Source organism: Mumia spirodelae (genome assembly GCF_050632745.1).
Classification (GTDB): domain Bacteria; phylum Actinomycetota; class Actinomycetes; order Propionibacteriales; family Nocardioidaceae; genus Mumia.
Map to the genome: position 1 here is coordinate 36,818 of NZ_JBODSD010000004.1, position 14,569 is coordinate 51,386.

The 14,569-nt window shown below is 71.3% G+C and carries 13 protein-coding genes; 2 read left to right on the forward strand and 11 right to left on the reverse strand.

Features of this window, described 5'->3' with window-relative positions; all coding sequences use genetic code 11:
• Window positions 1–10: 10 nt before the first annotated feature.
• The 8 genes from ACQSSQ_RS18145 to ACQSSQ_RS18180 all read right to left on the reverse strand — a co-directional run bounded on the left by ACQSSQ_RS18145 (window position 11) and on the right by ACQSSQ_RS18180 (window position 8,025).
• Complete coding sequence (locus ACQSSQ_RS18145) at window positions 11–1,000, reverse strand: dihydrodipicolinate synthase family protein (RefSeq protein ID WP_431328526.1); 990 nt, start codon at window positions 998–1,000, stop codon at window positions 11–13.
• Between the two features lie 116 nt (window positions 1,001–1,116).
• Complete coding sequence (locus ACQSSQ_RS18150) at window positions 1,117–1,848, reverse strand: amidohydrolase family protein (RefSeq protein ID WP_431328527.1); 732 nt, start codon at window positions 1,846–1,848, stop codon at window positions 1,117–1,119.
• On the reverse strand, window positions 1,845–2,726 hold the full coding sequence (locus ACQSSQ_RS18155; RefSeq protein ID WP_431328528.1) for an amidohydrolase family protein: 882 nt from the start codon (window positions 2,724–2,726) through the stop codon (window positions 1,845–1,847). Before ACQSSQ_RS18155 ends, ACQSSQ_RS18150 begins: the two co-directional genes overlap by 4 nt.
• 30 nt (window positions 2,727–2,756) lie before the next feature.
• Window positions 2,757–4,505, reverse strand: coding sequence for a family 43 glycosylhydrolase (locus tag ACQSSQ_RS18160; RefSeq protein ID WP_431328529.1), 1,749 nt, complete (start codon window positions 4,503–4,505; stop codon window positions 2,757–2,759).
• A 21-nt stretch (window positions 4,506–4,526) separates the two neighbouring features.
• Window positions 4,527–5,633, reverse strand: a complete 1,107-nt coding sequence (locus ACQSSQ_RS18165) for a mandelate racemase/muconate lactonizing enzyme family protein (protein ID WP_431328530.1) — start codon at window positions 5,631–5,633, stop codon at window positions 4,527–4,529.
• Entirely contained in the window at window positions 5,630–6,394 is a 765-nt protein-coding gene (locus tag ACQSSQ_RS18170) for an amidohydrolase family protein (protein ID WP_431328531.1), read from the reverse strand. The genes ACQSSQ_RS18165 and ACQSSQ_RS18170 overlap by 4 nt, the downstream gene beginning before the upstream one ends.
• The gene (locus tag ACQSSQ_RS18175) at window positions 6,388–7,125 is read right to left on the reverse strand and encodes a creatininase family protein (RefSeq protein WP_431328532.1); all 738 of its coding nucleotides are present in this window, start codon (window positions 7,123–7,125) and stop codon (window positions 6,388–6,390) included. Before ACQSSQ_RS18175 ends, ACQSSQ_RS18170 begins: the two co-directional genes overlap by 7 nt.
• A gap of 78 nt (window positions 7,126–7,203) precedes the next feature.
• Window positions 7,204–8,025, reverse strand: coding sequence for an IclR family transcriptional regulator (locus ACQSSQ_RS18180; RefSeq protein ID WP_431328533.1), 822 nt, complete (start codon window positions 8,023–8,025; stop codon window positions 7,204–7,206).
• Between the two features lie 206 nt (window positions 8,026–8,231).
• On the opposite strand from ACQSSQ_RS18180, the gene ACQSSQ_RS18185 reads away from it, so the two are divergent.
• Window positions 8,232–8,864, forward strand: coding sequence for a bifunctional 4-hydroxy-2-oxoglutarate aldolase/2-dehydro-3-deoxy-phosphogluconate aldolase (locus ACQSSQ_RS18185; protein ID WP_431328534.1), 633 nt, complete (start codon window positions 8,232–8,234; stop codon window positions 8,862–8,864).
• Complete coding sequence (locus ACQSSQ_RS18190) at window positions 8,857–9,798, forward strand: sugar kinase (RefSeq protein ID WP_431328535.1); 942 nt, start codon at window positions 8,857–8,859, stop codon at window positions 9,796–9,798. Before ACQSSQ_RS18185 ends, ACQSSQ_RS18190 begins: the two co-directional genes overlap by 8 nt.
• A 27-nt stretch (window positions 9,799–9,825) precedes the next feature.
• Here the strand turns inward: ACQSSQ_RS18190 and ACQSSQ_RS18195 are convergent, their stop codons facing one another.
• The 3 genes from ACQSSQ_RS18195 to ACQSSQ_RS18205 are packed head-to-tail and all read right to left on the reverse strand — an operon-like array spanning window position 9,826 to window position 14,490.
• A complete protein-coding gene (locus ACQSSQ_RS18195) occupies window positions 9,826–10,221 on the reverse strand; it encodes a RidA family protein (RefSeq protein ID WP_431328536.1) in 396 nt (131 codons plus the stop codon).
• Window positions 10,222–10,249: 28 nt separating this feature from the next.
• Entirely contained in the window at window positions 10,250–12,106 is a 1,857-nt protein-coding gene (locus ACQSSQ_RS18200; protein ID WP_431328537.1) for an FG-GAP repeat domain-containing protein, read from the reverse strand.
• Window positions 12,103–14,490, reverse strand: coding sequence for a hypothetical protein (locus ACQSSQ_RS18205; protein WP_431328538.1), 2,388 nt, complete (start codon window positions 14,488–14,490; stop codon window positions 12,103–12,105). Before ACQSSQ_RS18205 ends, ACQSSQ_RS18200 begins: the two co-directional genes overlap by 4 nt.
• Window positions 14,491–14,569: the final 79 nt, after the last annotated feature.

Here is a 14,569-nt window from a genome sequence, read left to right on the forward strand (position 1 = left end):
CGTCGCGGCGTCACATCTCCGAGAGATCGGGCAGCAGCTCCGCGAACTCGGCGAGGAAGACCTCGATCCGGCGGAGCTCCTCGGCATCGAGCACGTGCGAGGGGGCGCGGCAGTAGTCGCTGCCGATGAGGCCGCGCCGGTACGAGATCCTCTTCTCGGCCGCGATGATCAGCTCGGTGTCGAGCATCCAGTACGAGATGTACGGCAGCAGGCGCCGGTGGAGATCCTCGCCCGCCTCGACCTCGCCGCCGCTCAGCAGGCGCCAGATCTCGACGTAGATCTCGGTGAACGAGCAGCCCGGCTGACTGCCGACCGCGCCGCGGCGCCACGCGTCGGGCAGCTGCACGCCGGCGTAGCCCTCGATCGCGGGCAGCGGCGGCTCGGCGTCGGCCAGCTCACCGATGAGACGCCCCGGAGGGCTCGACTCGACCTTGACCAGACGCAGGTTGGCGTGCTTGCGGGCGAGGTCGCCGATCACCTCGGCGTCGAGGCTGGTGCCGGTCTCCGACGGCGCGTACTGGAGCACCACCGGCGTCGGCGCCACCGCTGCGAGCACGGCGTCGACGTGGCCGACGATCGCGGCCCGCGACGGAGAGAGCAGGTGCGGCGGCAGCAGGTTGATCAGGTCGGCGCCGGCCTCGACCGCGTCGCGCGAGCGAGCCGCCGCGACCATCGTCGCGTGGTCCTGCACCGCGACGATCGCGGCGACGTCGTCGCGCGGTCCGGTCGTCGACAGCAGGATCGCCAGGAGGCGGCGACGCTCGTCCTCGGTGAGCTTGTAGAACTCCGACGCGAAGCCGGGGAACATCATGCTGCTCACTCCGGTGCCGATCACGTACTGGACGACGCGCGCGAAGCCCTCCTCGTCGACCTGACCGCTGCTGGTGAACGGGACCTCGAGCACCGGCGAGATCCCGCGCACCAGGGCCGCGGCATCGCCCGCCGTCGCAACTGACGCCCGAGACTGGGTTGTCGTTGTCGGCGTTGCGTCAATGGTCATGTGCTGCGGTTCCTCACTGTAGAAGCTGCGTCGGTTCTCGAAGGTATCTACGCGATTTCGAAAGCATCTTCGCGTGGGTAGATGATAGAACGCCCGTGACGACGGCCACAAGGGGTTCAGCCGAGCAGTCGGCGTACGACGTCGCCGAGCACCTCGGCGCGCTCTGCGTCCGAGATCGGCCAGTCGACGACACGGCCCAGCTCGGCGTCCGGGACCGTGTACGGGGCGTCGGTCGAGAAGACGAGCCGGGACGCCCCGATCTCGGGATCACGGGCGAGCTCGGACAGCACGGTGTCCCACGGGGCGTAGCACGTGTCGCCGTAGACGTTCGGCGCGTGCCGCAGCGCCGGTGCCGCGTCGATCCAGAAGTCGGTCGCCCCGCTCCTGCCCATGACGAAGGCGAGGTCCGGGAAGCGCCGGGCCAGCGACGCGAGCGGCAACGGCAGCGCACTCGGTGGCGTCCCGGTCCGGACGTACACGAACCACCCGACCTCGCGGGCGAACTCGAGCAGCGGGTCGACCAGCCCGTCGAGCAGGTCGAAGCCCTGCAGGACGCTGTCGACGTTGAGGGCGCGGGCGCCGGCGTCGTACGCGCGCCGCAGGTCGTCGACTGCCGCCGCGCCGCGCCACGGGTTCGCGACGGCGTACGGGATCAGCCGTCCGTCCGAGCGGGCGGCCGCCTCGGCGACGTACGCGTTGCCCTCGTCGTTGTCGTACGCGATGCAGCGCTCGCCGGGCGCGACGAGTGCGGCGTCGATGCCCAGGCGGTCCATGGTGGTGAGGAGCGTGTCGGCCTCGAGCGCGACCTCGCGTCCCTGCCCGAGGCGTACGTGGGCGTCGACGATCATGCGGTCACCGCCGTCGAGAGGCCGAGCGCACCGAGCGCGTCGGCATGGATGACCTGCTCGATCAGCTCCTGCGGCACGCGCGGCAGCGCCGTGCCCTCGAGGATGTCGTTGACGCGGCGCAGCCCGGCGATGGCCTCCCCCGTGTTGGCGATCGGGAAGTCGGAGCCGAGCAGGAGCTTGTGCGTGCACCCCCACTCGACAGCCGCCAGCAGGGACTCGTAGCAGACCCAGGGACGCAGGTAGATCGACGAGACGTCGGCGTACACGTGCGGGTGCTTGCGGATCGTCACCACCGTCTCCTTGCCCCACGGGTGCCCCATGTGGGCCATCACGATCCGCAGCTCGGGGAAGCGGAGCGCGACCTCGTCGGTGACGAGCGGGTAGGTGTAGCGCAGCGGCGCGGCACGGATCGGCGACGCGCCCTGGTGGAAGAGGATCGGCAGCGCGTTCTTCTCGCAGTACGCGTAGAACGCCAGCGCGTCCTCGCCGAGCGGGTCGAAGTTCTGGTAGTTCGGGCCGAGCTTGACCCCGACCAGCCCGAGCTCACGGCACCGCTCGGCCTCGTCGAGCGCGTCGGTCGCGGTCGGGTTGACCGACATGAACCCGATCCGCCGGTCGGGCGCCGCCGCGACGAACTCGGCCGTCGCGTCGTTGGTCCGCTCGGGCGGGTGCGGGATGCCGGTCGACTTCAGCGGGTCGTCCACCGCGATGTTGAACACGATCGACACGTCCGCGGCCGCCATCGCCACGTCGAAGTCGTCCCACGAGCTCGTGGTGACGACCGGCCGGTCCGTACGCCAGTTCGTGAACACCTGGCGTTCGTCGTCGGGCACCGTGTCGCGGTGGGTCGGGGTGTGGGCGTGGACATCGACGATCATCGAGATGCCTTCCTTTCTCGGGGTGGCCGGCTAGTCGGCGGACACGAGCAACGCCCGTGCCGGGTCGGTGAAGCCGGCGCCGATGATGACGGAGGTGCCGTACGGGTTCGTGGTGAAGCCGCCGTCGTTGTGCCAGGCCCGGATCTGCCCGTCGGTCTGGACGAAGTTCAGCTCCGCGCGCCCGTCGGCGTCGAGGTCGGCGAACTGGACGCGGGCCGGGTCGGCGAAGCCCGCTCCGACGATGACGGAGGCGCCGTACGTGTTCCCCACGAACCCACCGTCGTTGTGCCAGGAACGGATCTGCCCGTCGCTCTGGACGAAGTTCAGCTCCGCGCGCCCGTCGGCGTCGAGGTCGGCGAAGGAGACGCGCGCAGGATCGGTGAAGCCCGCACCGATGACCACCGATGCTCCGTACGGGTTGGCACTGAACGCACCGTCGTTGTGCCAAGCCCAGATCTGCCCGCTCGGCTGGATGGAGATGAGCTCCGCGCGCCCGTCGTCGTCCAGGTCGGCGAACCGCACCCGCGCCGGGTCCGTGAACCCGTCGGCGATCTGGACCGACGTGCCGAACGGCGCGGCCGCGAAGCCGAGGTCGTTGTGCGCGGCACGGATCTTGCCGTCGGTCCCGATGTTGATCAGCTCGACGCGTCCGTCGTCGTCCAGGTCGGCCATGCGCAACCGTGCTGGGTCGTACCCGCTCGCGACCACCACCGACGTGCCGTACGGGTTCGCCGCGAAGCCGACGTCGTTGCGCCAGATGCGCAGGTCGCCGTTGGCCTCGAACCAGCCGAGGTCGGCCCGCCCGTCGCCGTCGAGCGACGCGGCTCGGGTGCCGCCCTGGACCGGGGTCAGGCCCGACCACGAGAGGTCGACGGAGAACATGTGGCGCGCACCGCTGACCCAGCCGTGGAAGACGACCTTGTCACCGCCGGTCAGGCCGGTCGTGTCGGTGACGACGTCCGCGCCGCCCGGCCCGCAGATGCCGGTGTTGCCCTGGGTCATGAACGCACCGGCGACTGACCACGGCCCGCCGAGGCTGCCTGCGGTCGCGTATCCCGTGTAGTAGCCGCACCCGCCGTAGCTGCCGCCCGAGTAGAACAGGACGTACCCACCGGGTCGGCGGACCACGTCGGGCGCCTCGATGATCTGGCCCGCCGCGCCGCTGATGAGCGGGATGTTGGAGCCGATGAGGGCCGTGCCGTTGGCGTTCGTCTGCGTCGCGTAGATCGTGCTGGTCGCACCGATGGCGTTGCCGTCGTTCTTCCAGATCAGGTAGCGCGCGCCGGTGGAGTCGACGAACGTGTTGGCGTCGATCGCGCCGCCCAGGGAGAGCGGGCAGATGAGGGGGCTGCCGGCCGGGACGAACGGGCCGAGCGGCGAGGACGCCGTGGCGGTGCCGATGCATTGACGCCCGGACGCGGTGTGCCACGCGGTATAGGTCAGCGTCACGCTGCCGTCGGGGTTCGGCTGGACGTCGGGCGCCCACGTACGCCCGCCGGTCGCCCAGCTCGGCGCCGGACCGCCGGGCATCGCGTCGCCCTGGACGGTCCACGGTCCGTCGATCGTGGGCGCGCTCGCGACGGGCACGTGGCGGTAGGTGTTGGTGGAGTAGGCGTACCAGGTGCTGCCGACGCGGACGATCTCCGGATCGGCGAAGTCCTCGGAGATGAGCGGCTTCGGCACCTCGATCGCCCGGGCCGGCGCGACGCCGAGCGCGAGGGCGAGACCCGCCACGCCGAGGAGAGAGACGGCCCGGCGGCCGAGTGCGGTGATGGTCATGGGCAGGCTCCTTGAGAGGCGTCAGCGGAACTGCTTGACGAGGTCGGCGCGCGGGACGACACCGAGCCCGGGCTCCGCTCCGAGGCGTACGACGCGACCGTCGCTGTCGAGCGGCCTCTCGAGGACGTCCTCGTCGTAGTAGTGGGCGCCGATGATGTCCGACGGGAAGCGTGCGGACAGGTCGGTGAGCGCGCAGGCGACGTGCAGCTGCGCCGCGGCACCGATGCCGAGCTCGCCGTTGGACCCGAGCAGGACGTCGATGCCGAACACGCCGGCGAGGTTGCCCATCGCCAGCGCCCGACCCGGTCCCCCGCTCTTCCCGATGTAGAGGCTGACGCAGTCGGCGGCGTCGCGCTCGACGATCCGGCGCAGGTCGGCCATCGAGAACACCGACTCGTCCGCGACGACCGGCACGCCCAGGTCGCGGATCGCGCGGAGCCCGTCGAGGTCCTCCGGTGCGACCGGCTGCTCGACGAACTCCACATCCCACTCCCGGAGACCGTCCACCGCGCGCCGCGCGTCCGACCGGCTCCACCCGCCGTTGGCGTCGACGCCGAGGAACGTGTCGTCGCCGACCAGCTCCCGCACCCGGCGTACGCGGGCGACGTCGCCGTCCACGCCCAGCCCGACCTTGACCTTGAACGCGCCGAACCCCATCCCTCGCGCCGCCGCCAGCACGGTGTCGAGGTGCTCCCCGTCGCCGGAGAGCGAGAGCTTGATGTCGACGGAGTCGCGGTACGGCCCACCGAGCGCGACCGCGAGCGGGACGCCGAGGTTCCGTGCGTACGCGTCCCACAGCGCGGTGGAGACGCCCGCCTTCGTGAACGGGTTCGCCGCGAGGACGCGGTCCATCAGCGTCTCGAGCCGCCCCACCGGCACCAGCGGCTGGCCGACGATCGCGGGTGCGACGTACGTCCGGATGAGGTGCTCGGCGCTCGCTCCGTCCTCGCCGCTCCAGAGTGCCGTCGCACTGACCTCGCCGTACCCCTCGACGTCGTCGGTCGTGACGACGCGGACGAGGAGGAAGTCCGAGCGGTCGTGGGTGCCGCGCGCGCCGCGGACGACCAGGTCGGGAGTCACCGCGAGGCTGACCCGCGCCGTGTGGACGGCCGCGACCCGCGCGGTCATCGCGTCCCCGCCAGCAGGGCGCGGGGGTTCTCCTCGAGCATCGCCTGACGCTGCTCCGGGGTGATCCCCCACCCGTCGATCTCGGCGACGCGGGCGACGGCGTAGTCCTGGCTGGCACGGTCGGACAGCCCCGCATCGGTCCCGAACAGCACCTTGCCCTCGGGCGCGTGCGCGAGGATGTGGCGGGCGGCGTACGGCGGGGTCCCGCACAGGCAGAGGTAGAGGTTCGGGGTCTCGACCGTCACCGCCAGCGCCTCGCGCCACGTGTCGTGCAGGCCGCCGTGGCCGAGGACGACGGGCAGATGGGGGTGCCGCCGGGCGAGCGCGGCGATCTGGGCGGCCGTCGAGTACGGCGGGGTGCCGTCGTGGCTGAGCAGGATGCCGCCGGTCGCGACGAGCACCTCGCAGACCGGGTCGAGGCTGCCCTCGTGCATGCTGAACCCCTGCAGCCACGGGTGGAGCTTGAGCCCGCGAAGGCCGAGTGTGCGCATCATCCGCTCGGTCTCCTCCGCCGCGTCGTCGCGCCGCGGGTGGACCGTGCCGAAGCCGTGCAGCCGGTCGGGGTAGCGCCCGACGAACGCTGCCAGGTCGTCGTTCGCCTGCGGGCTGGCGTCGAAGAGGCCGTCGTGGCTGAGCACGACCGCCTGCTCGATCCCCGCCGAGTCCATGAACGCCACGAAGTCGTCGGCGTCGAACGGCGCCCCGCCGAGCCAGCTCGTCGTACGCCAGGTAGGGGTGTGGGTGTGGAAGTCGATCACCATGCCTCCGCGAGTGCGATCAGTCGGTCCGCGGCCTGCGCCACGAGATGGTCGAGCCGACGGGCGCCCGCGTCCGCGTCGGCACGGTCGGGACGGTCGGTGTAGCCGTCGATCGCCTTCCACACGGCGGCGTCGTGGAGGCCGACGTCGGACACCTCGAGGACCACCGGCTGCGGGTCGCGAACGGCCGGCGCCGTCACGCCGTCGGGAAGGAGCGCGAGCACGAGCGAGGTCTCGAACTCCCCCGCGTGCCCGGGCACGAACAGTCCGTCCTCAGCCTCGGCGAGCGCCCAGTAGTCGAGGTGCGCGATCGCGATGCCGAGCGTCGCCGCCGCGTCGGCAGCCGCCGCGTGGCAGACGCCGACGTTGCCGCCGTGCCCGTTGACGAGCACGACGCGCCGACCGCCCTGGGTCGCGATCGAGCGGAGCACGTCGGCGAGCACCGCCATCAGCGTGCGCGGCGAGAGCGAGAGTGTGCCGCCGAACGGCAGATGGTGGTCGGACGCACCGAAGGCGATCGTCGGCGTCACCACGAGCGCGCGCGGCGAGCGGGCGGCAGCCGCCTGCGCGCCGCGCCGGGCGACCTCCTGCGCGATCAACGCGTCGGTGCCGGTCGCCAGGTGAGGACCGTGCTGCTCCGTCGCCCCGAGCGGCACGACGACCAGCGCCTCGGGCAGCAGCGTCGCGAGCGCCTCGCGGTCGGCGTGCTGCCACAGGGTCGCGTTCGCTCCCACAGGGATCGCCTCCGTACCGGTATCCGACCCGCTGGATCAGCGTTCGGAATACCAGAAATAGATTCGGATTACCGAATCCTAGGAGAGCGCGAGCGCGCTTGGCAAGGACTCCTTCGGATAGTCGAGACGACGGGAGACCACCAGCGCGAGATCGCTCAACCCGACCGCCGCATCGTGCTGCCGCTCCTCGGTGAGGTCGCGCGCGAACCCGGTCACGCCCACGGAGCCGGCGACGTGCCCGTCGGCACCGAAGAACGGGACGGCCATGCACGAGATCTCGGCCTGCTCCTCCTCTTCCTCGAGGGCGAAGCCGTTCTCGCGCACGTGGTCGAGCAGCCCGAGGAACGCCTTGCGCCCACCCTTGGGGGCGTTGGGCCCACGACCGGGGGCAAGCTTCGAGAGCAGCGGCTCGAGCTCGTCGGGATCGAGGTACGCCGCGATCGCACGCCCGAGGGCGGTGAGGTTGAACGGCGCGATCTTGCCCGAGTACGTGTCGAACTGGACGAACCCCGGGGTCGCCGCCTTGGCGACGTACACGACCGACGGTCCGTCCAGCACGCCCATGTGCACCGGCATGCCCAGACGGTCCGCCAGCTCGCGCATCTCGCGCGGCGCGACCTGCGACAGGTCCATCTTGCGGACCAGCTGGCTCGCCAGGCCGTACAGGCGCAGCGTCGGCCGCCAGAAGTGGCTGCGGCCGACGATCCGCCGTGCGGCGTACCCCCGCTGCTCGAGCGTGTAGACGATGCTCGCGCAGGTCGCGAGCGGGATCCGGGTGGCCTTCGCGAGCGCCGTGAGGGTGAGCTCCTCGTCGGACTCCACCAGGTGCTCGAGAACCGTCAACGTCCGGTCGACACCCGGTGAGGCCGGGCGGCCCCCCGCGCTCTCGGCATCCGTCATCGCAGTTCCAACCCTTCGCTCGGCCCCGCCTGCGAGGTCTCCGTGGGAAATGTGAGCAACCGACTCTAGTGTGCCGTTCGCTCGTTCATCATGGCGAAGACCCGCGGGAGCGCGGCGCGGGGTCCGGCCGGCTCCTCCGGGGAGGTGCCTGCGCTATCGTACGCGGAATGTCGAAACTGTCTTCTTGATGTCGAAGGATTCTCACCATGGCGGTTCCCGAATCCCCGATCCGCGGCATCGTCGCGATCGTCCGGCTCCGGCGAGAGACGCCGACCGATGCACTGCTCGACGCCCTGCTCGCCGGCGGCGTGCGGCAGGTCGAGATCACGGTCGACAGCCCGTCGGCCCACGAGGTCATCAGCCGTTGGGCGAGGCGAGGAGACGCGCTCGTCGGTGCGGGCACGATCCGGACCGCAGCGGACGCCGAGGCGGCGATCGCGGCCGGCGCCCAGTTCCTCGTCACCCCCACGACCGTCGACGCCGTCCTCGACACTGCCCGGACGCGCGGCGTGCCGGTGGCGTGCGGGGCGCTGACGCCGACCGAGATCGACGACGCGTGGTCACGCGGTGCGGCGGCGGTGAAGGTCTTCCCGATCGGCACCGTCGGCGGCGTCTCCTACCTGAAGGCCGTCCGAGCGCCGCTGCACGACGTCCCGCTTCTCCCCACTGGCGGCGTCGATGCCGGCAACATCACCGCGTACGCCGCGGCCGGCGCGGTCGGAGTCGGTGTCGGGAGCAGCCTGGTCTCGGAGGACCTCGTGGCCGCGGGTGACTGGGATGCGGTGCGCGAGCGCGCGCTGTCGCTGGTCGAGGCGTGGGAGGCGGGTCGCGATGCCTGACGTCCTGACGCTCGGCGAGGCGCTCGGATGTGTCCGAGCGCTCGGACCGGTCCGCCTCGGCGGCGAGGCGTCGCTGCACGTGGTCGGGGCCGAGGCCAACGTGGCGATCGGCCTCGCGCGACTCGGGCACGACGTCACCTGGGTCGGGAGCCTCGGGCGCGACCAGGTCGGCGAGCTCGTCCTCCGTACGCTGCGCGCCGAGGGCGTCGACCTCGCGCACGTCGCACGCCGTGACGCGCCCACCGGCCTGGTCGTCTTCGAGGAGCGGCTGCCCGGGACCGTCCGCGTCGACTACCACCGCGCGCACTCGGCAGGGAGCCGGCTGTCCACGGACGACCTTGCGTCCGCGCTCGATCCCGCGCCGCGGATCGTGCACGTGACCGGGCTGACGATGGCGCTGAGCGACTCGGCGGCCGACGCCGTACGGGCCGCTGCTCGGGGCGGTCGCGAGGCAGGCGCCCTGGTGTGCCTGGACGTCAACTACCGCAGCCGCCTGTGGTCGCGCGACGACGCACGTGCTGCGCTCGCGGCCGTCGTCGGCGACGTCGACGTCGTGGTCGCCTCCGACGACGAGCTGGGGCTGGTCGCACCGCACGGCGAGACGGTCGCGGAGCAGGCCGACGCTCTGCTCGAGGCGGGAGTCGTGCGGGTCGTCGTGAAGCACGGAGCCGACGGCGCGACCAGCATCGGCGCCGACGGGACGCACACCTCCCCCGCGCGCGACGTGGTCGTCGTGGACACGGTCGGCGCGGGAGACGCGTTCGTCGCCGGCTACCTGTCGGCGGTGCTCGACGGGCTCGACGAGCCCGCGCGGCTGGATCGGGCGAACGCGGTCGGCGCCTTCGCCGTCACCGGCCGTGGCGACTGGGAGCGCCTCCCGACGCGCGACGAGCTCGCGCTGCTCACGACGCCGTCCGGGGAGGCGGTGCGGTGAGCAGCGCGAGCGGGTGACGTACGGGCTCTAGGGTCGGCAGTCCTTCACGGCGAGGACGTCGATCTCGACGAGGATGCCGCCGAGGCTCGACCCCGCGGTCGTCCGGACGGGACGGGGCTCGTCGAAGTACTCGGCGTACGCCCGGTCGAACCCGTCCCAGTCACGGTCGACGTCGGCCAGGTGCGCGGTCACCTTCACCACGTCCTGCAGGTCGGCCCCCGCGGCCTCCAGCGCCGCCCGAACGTTGTCGAGCGTCTGCCGCGTCTGCGCCTCGATCTCGTCCCCGACGGTCTGTCGGGTGGCGGGATCGACCGGGCCGAACCCGGCGGTGACGACCAGGTCGCCGACGACGACGGCCTGGGAGTACGCCCCGCGGGGTGCGGGCGCTGCCGACGTGCTGACTCCCTGCTTCGTGGGACTCATCGTGCTCCTCACACTCACGTCCAGCTCCTCACAGTCCGAAGGAGATGACGTTGCCGTAGCCCGTGCCGCCGCTGCGACGCGGGGCCGTCCACGGATCTGCCGTGGTGGCACCGTCGCCAGGGTGGATCCACACCGCGCCATCGCCGTCACGGACGACGAGGTCGAGACCACCTGTGCCGTCGGTGTCGGCGACGTCGAGCGAGCGCACGTCGGACCAGTCGCCCGCCACCTGGACCGGATCGCCGGACGCTGTCGGGAACAGCCACAGCGATCCGTCGCGCTCGAGGTCGACCAGGTCGCCGTAGCCGTCGTCGTCCAGGTCGACGATCGCGAGCTCGGCGGCGGTCTGCCAGTTGCTGCCGACCCACATGCGCGGGTTCCACGGGAAGGCGGTCGTCGAGCCGTTGCCGGGATACGCGTACAGGTCGCCGTCGGGCTCGCGGCCGACCAGGTCGGCCAGCCCGTCGCCGTCGACGTCCCCGGAGTAGAGGGCGTCGAAGATGTTCCACCCCGTCCCCCCGAAGTAGCGCGTCGGCCACGGGTTGCCGGTGGTCGCCCCGTTGTTGAGGTAGATCCAGAGCGTGCCGTTGGCCGCTGTGCGCTCGAGCGCGATCACGTCGACCAGCCCGTCGCCGTTGACGTCGTCGGCCATGATCTCACCGGCGAAGCCCCAGTCGGATCCCGCCGAGCGCGTCGCCGTCCACGGGTTGCCGCTCGTCGAGCCGTCGTGCGTGCGGATCACGAGATCCTGGCCGCTGCCGCGGCGTACGGCGAGCTCGGTCTGACCGTCGCCGTCGACGTCGCCGAGCATGACGTTCGCCGCGTCGGCGTACCCCGTGCCGGCGGCGAAGCTCTGGCCCGTCGCCCACATGGAGCCCGGCGTCGTGCCCTGGAACGGATAGACCGTCAGGTCGCCGGCCGTCGAGCGTGCGACGAGGTCGGGGCGACCGTCGCCGGTGACGTCGCCGAGCTCGAGCCGACCCGCGGAGCCGAAGCCGCTCGCGCCGCTGATGATCGACGTCCAGTAGTTGGTGCTCGTCGCCCCGTTGTGCGGATAGACGAGGATCCTGCCGCCGCCGTCGCGTGCGACCACGTCGGGCCGACCGTCACCGGTGACGTCGCCGAGCGTGAGGGCGTTGGCGAGGTTCCAGCCCGAGCCGCTCCACACCCGCGGCGAGGTGAAGGGGTTGGAGGTGGTCGAGCCGTTGCCGCGATAGACCCACAGGACCCCGCCGCCGTCTGCCGGCTCACGGACGACGAGGTCGCCGAGCCCGTCGCCGGAGACGTCACCGATCCGGATGGCGTCCACGATGTTCCAGCCGGTCCCCGCCTTGACCCGGGTCGACCACGGGTCGGCCGGGTCACCCGTGTTCGGGTAGACCCAGAGCGTGCCGTTGTCGTGGTTCGGGTCGCGCGCGACCAGCTCGGCCCTCCCGTCACCGGTGAGGTCGCCGAGCTCGACCAGGTCGGCGTAGTCCCACGCCGTCACGGTCGTCGTCGGAGGACCGTCCCACGGGTTGGCGGCGGTCGCACCGTTGTGGTCGTACAGCCGCAGCGCCCCTGCGTCGGGTCCGCTGAGCTGGGTGACGAGGTCGGCCAGGCCGTCCCCGGTGACGTCGGGCGTCGTGGCCGCCGCCGCGGCGGTCAGGGCGCGGAGGGTGGGCGCCTGGGACGCCTGCTTCTTGGGGGTCTTCGCCGCCTTCTGCTTGGTCGCCTTCGCCTTCTGCACCCGAGAGAGGTCCCAGGTCGGAGTGGCGTGCTTCGACGGCGTGCGGCCACGGTCGGCGGCAGCGGCGACCGCGGCGTCCGCGTAGGCGACGGTGCCCAGGAGGACGCCGGCGGCCACCGCCGCCGTACCGATTCGACGGCTGACGTTCGCGGTCACAGGACGATCCTTTCCTCGGCGCGGTACTTGCGGCCGTTCACGCGGATCCAGCGCACGCTGGACCCGGGGACGGGGTGGACGACGATGCGGCGGGGCTTGTGGTGCCACCGGCCCTCGAACTCGACCTCGAGCGTGCGGCCGTCGCGCGACAGCCGGAACGCCAGGTCGACCTGGCCGTACTTCGTGGGGATCTTCGAGAACTCGGTCACCTCGCTCGTGAGCCACGCGTTCGGGCAGATCCGCAGCAGGTGGAGGTCGCGGTCGGAGATCGAGTCGTCGACCACGGAGTGGATCAGCGACCACACGATGATCGGGTGGCTGAAGAGGTTGCCGTAGATGGCGTTGCGGTGCTCGCTCGAGACGTACGTGTCCTGCGAGAGTCCGCCGACGAGCAGCCCGTACAGCCCCTCGAGGAAGTGGTCGCGGTCGCCGAGCTCCCAGCTGTGGAAGACGTTCCAGCTGTAGCAGGGCTCGCTCGACGACTGCTCGTGGTCCAGCACCGCGCGATAGAGAGCGTTGTGGTGCACGGGGTCGAACAGCTTGGTGTTGGGACCGACGCGGAAGAACTCGACGAAGGACTTCATCATCGGGTCCGATGCCGGCATCAGCCCGGCCCACACGGCCATGAGAGCGCCGGTGTCGAGCATGGTGAAGTCGTCCCAGACGCCGGTGCCGGAGAACTGCGGCGGTAGCACGGGCCATTCCTTGCCGTCCTCGTCCGTCCACTTCTTCGAGCGGTCGGCCAGGTCGTGCATGGCGGCGACGAACGTCTGCCGGAAGGTCTCCGCGAACGCGGCGAACTCGGCCGCACGGGGATGGCCCTCACGCTCGAGCAGAGCGACGGCGGACGTGAGGCCCTTGTACGTCCAGGCCTGGCCGATCATGCCCTGCGTCTCAGCGCCCTCGTCCGTCGAGTGGCCCGGCGGAAGGATGCCCTTGACCCCGTTGTGGTTGGTCTTGCCGCACGCCTCGACGATGAAGTCGCAGGCCTTGAGGATCGGCTCCATCCACCGGTCGATGAACTCACGCCGGTTGGTGAGCATCGCGTGCGTGGCGAGGATCTCGAGGATCGCGCCGTGGTCGCTCATCCAGTCGATCGCCTGCAGGACCTTCGGTGTCGAGAGGTAGCCCGGATAGGTGCCGCCCTCGAACACCGAGCTCGGCGGCACGCGCGTGCCCTGGGTCTCCTTGTAGATCTCGATGTGCTTCTCGACGACGTCGTGGTAGCCGAGCCGGTCGAGGAACATGTGGCTGACCATCGAGGTCGGCGTGCTCCACAGGACGTCGTACGCGTACGCGCCGGAGAGGAAGGTGTAGAGCCCGGTGTCGGGGCTCTTCTCGGCGACCACCTGGGCGAGCTGCGGACCGCGGCGGATCACCTGGTTCACGTAGTTCTCAGGCGTGCGGATGGTCGCGACGGAGGGCTCGCGCTGCTTCCAGTAGGCCGTGCACTCGGCGAGGACCGACTCACGGCCCTGCGCCACCTCGGCCTTGATGTCGGCGAGCGGCTGCGGCATCAGCGGCACGACCAGGTCGACGTGCGCGCCGACCTCGACCGGCAGCCCGAGCTGCAGGTCGTACACACCGCTGGCCTTGTCGTTCTCGGCCATCCCGATCGTGCCGCCCTGTGCCGTCATCACCATGAGGCGGACGTTGTCGTCCTTGTCGCTGATCGGGACGGTGACGGGCTTGCGCGACGGGTTCCACACGCGCTGCATGGTGAGGCCGCCGTCGATCGGCGCCAGGTCGGGGATGACGCGCAACGGCACGCCGTTCTCCTGCTCGTACGGACCCTGCGGGCGCATGTACGCCTTGCTCAGCCAGAGCTGGAACACGAAGTCCTTGGGCGCCTTGATCGGGTCGACGTACACGACCTCGAAGCGCACCCACGCGTACAGCGGCTCGATCGCCGTGTCGACGTCGCCGCCACCGGGCAGGTGTCCGAAGACGGTCTCGCGGATGACGAGGCCCTCCTGCCGGCGGTACTCCGTCCACAGCACGGGAGCATCGCTGTCCTCGTCCCAGCCCTGCTGGCGGTAGCCGAGGTCGTCGTCCCAGACCTCGTGCTCCGACGTCGGGAACGGACGGAAGCCACCGCCGCGCTGCGGCATCACGACCGTGAACTGGAAGTTCTTGCCGTTGTACGGCCCGGTGTTGGGCTTCTGGGAGATGACGGCGCCGGGCTCGGCCACGAGCGCCCCGTTGTAGATCGAGGTGAAGCGGAACAGGTGGCCCTTCCACCCGATGGGCGTCCAGACGTTGCGCTGCGGGAGCCACCAGTGCTTCGCCAGCTCGACGTCCGGCTCGGGTGACCCCGCGCTGAGTGCGGTGGAGACGAACGTGTCTGCCGCTGCGGGCTCGGCAAGGAGGCCACCTCCCGCCACCGCTATCGCGCCCCCGGCGACCGCGCCGCCTGAGAGCTGAAGGGCTCGCCTTCTCGAGATTCCAGTCACAACCAACCTC

What these genes read in the sequence shown, in the direction of transcription:
- ACQSSQ_RS18145 (WP_431328526.1), bottom strand. Translation starts at nt 1,000, where the DNA reads ATGACCATTGACGCAACGCCGACAACGACAACCCAGTCTCGGGCGTCA.
- ACQSSQ_RS18150 (WP_431328527.1), bottom strand. Translation starts at nt 1,848, where the DNA reads ATGATCGTCGACGCCCACGTACGCCTCGGGCAGGGACGCGAGGTCGCG.
- ACQSSQ_RS18155 (WP_431328528.1), bottom strand. Translation starts at nt 2,726, where the DNA reads ATGATCGTCGATGTCCACGCCCACACCCCGACCCACCGCGACACGGTG.
- ACQSSQ_RS18160 (WP_431328529.1), bottom strand. Translation starts at nt 4,505, where the DNA reads ATGACCATCACCGCACTCGGCCGCCGGGCCGTCTCTCTCCTCGGCGTG.
- ACQSSQ_RS18165 (WP_431328530.1), bottom strand. Translation starts at nt 5,633, where the DNA reads ATGACCGCGCGGGTCGCGGCCGTCCACACGGCGCGGGTCAGCCTCGCG.
- ACQSSQ_RS18170 (WP_431328531.1), bottom strand. Translation starts at nt 6,394, where the DNA reads ATGGTGATCGACTTCCACACCCACACCCCTACCTGGCGTACGACGAGC.
- ACQSSQ_RS18180 (WP_431328533.1), bottom strand. Translation starts at nt 8,025, where the DNA reads ATGACGGATGCCGAGAGCGCGGGGGGCCGCCCGGCCTCACCGGGTGTC.
- ACQSSQ_RS18185 (WP_431328534.1), top strand. Translation starts at nt 8,232, where the DNA reads ATGGCGGTTCCCGAATCCCCGATCCGCGGCATCGTCGCGATCGTCCGG.
- ACQSSQ_RS18190 (WP_431328535.1), top strand. Translation starts at nt 8,857, where the DNA reads ATGCCTGACGTCCTGACGCTCGGCGAGGCGCTCGGATGTGTCCGAGCG.
- ACQSSQ_RS18195 (WP_431328536.1), bottom strand. Translation starts at nt 10,221, where the DNA reads ATGAGTCCCACGAAGCAGGGAGTCAGCACGTCGGCAGCGCCCGCACCC.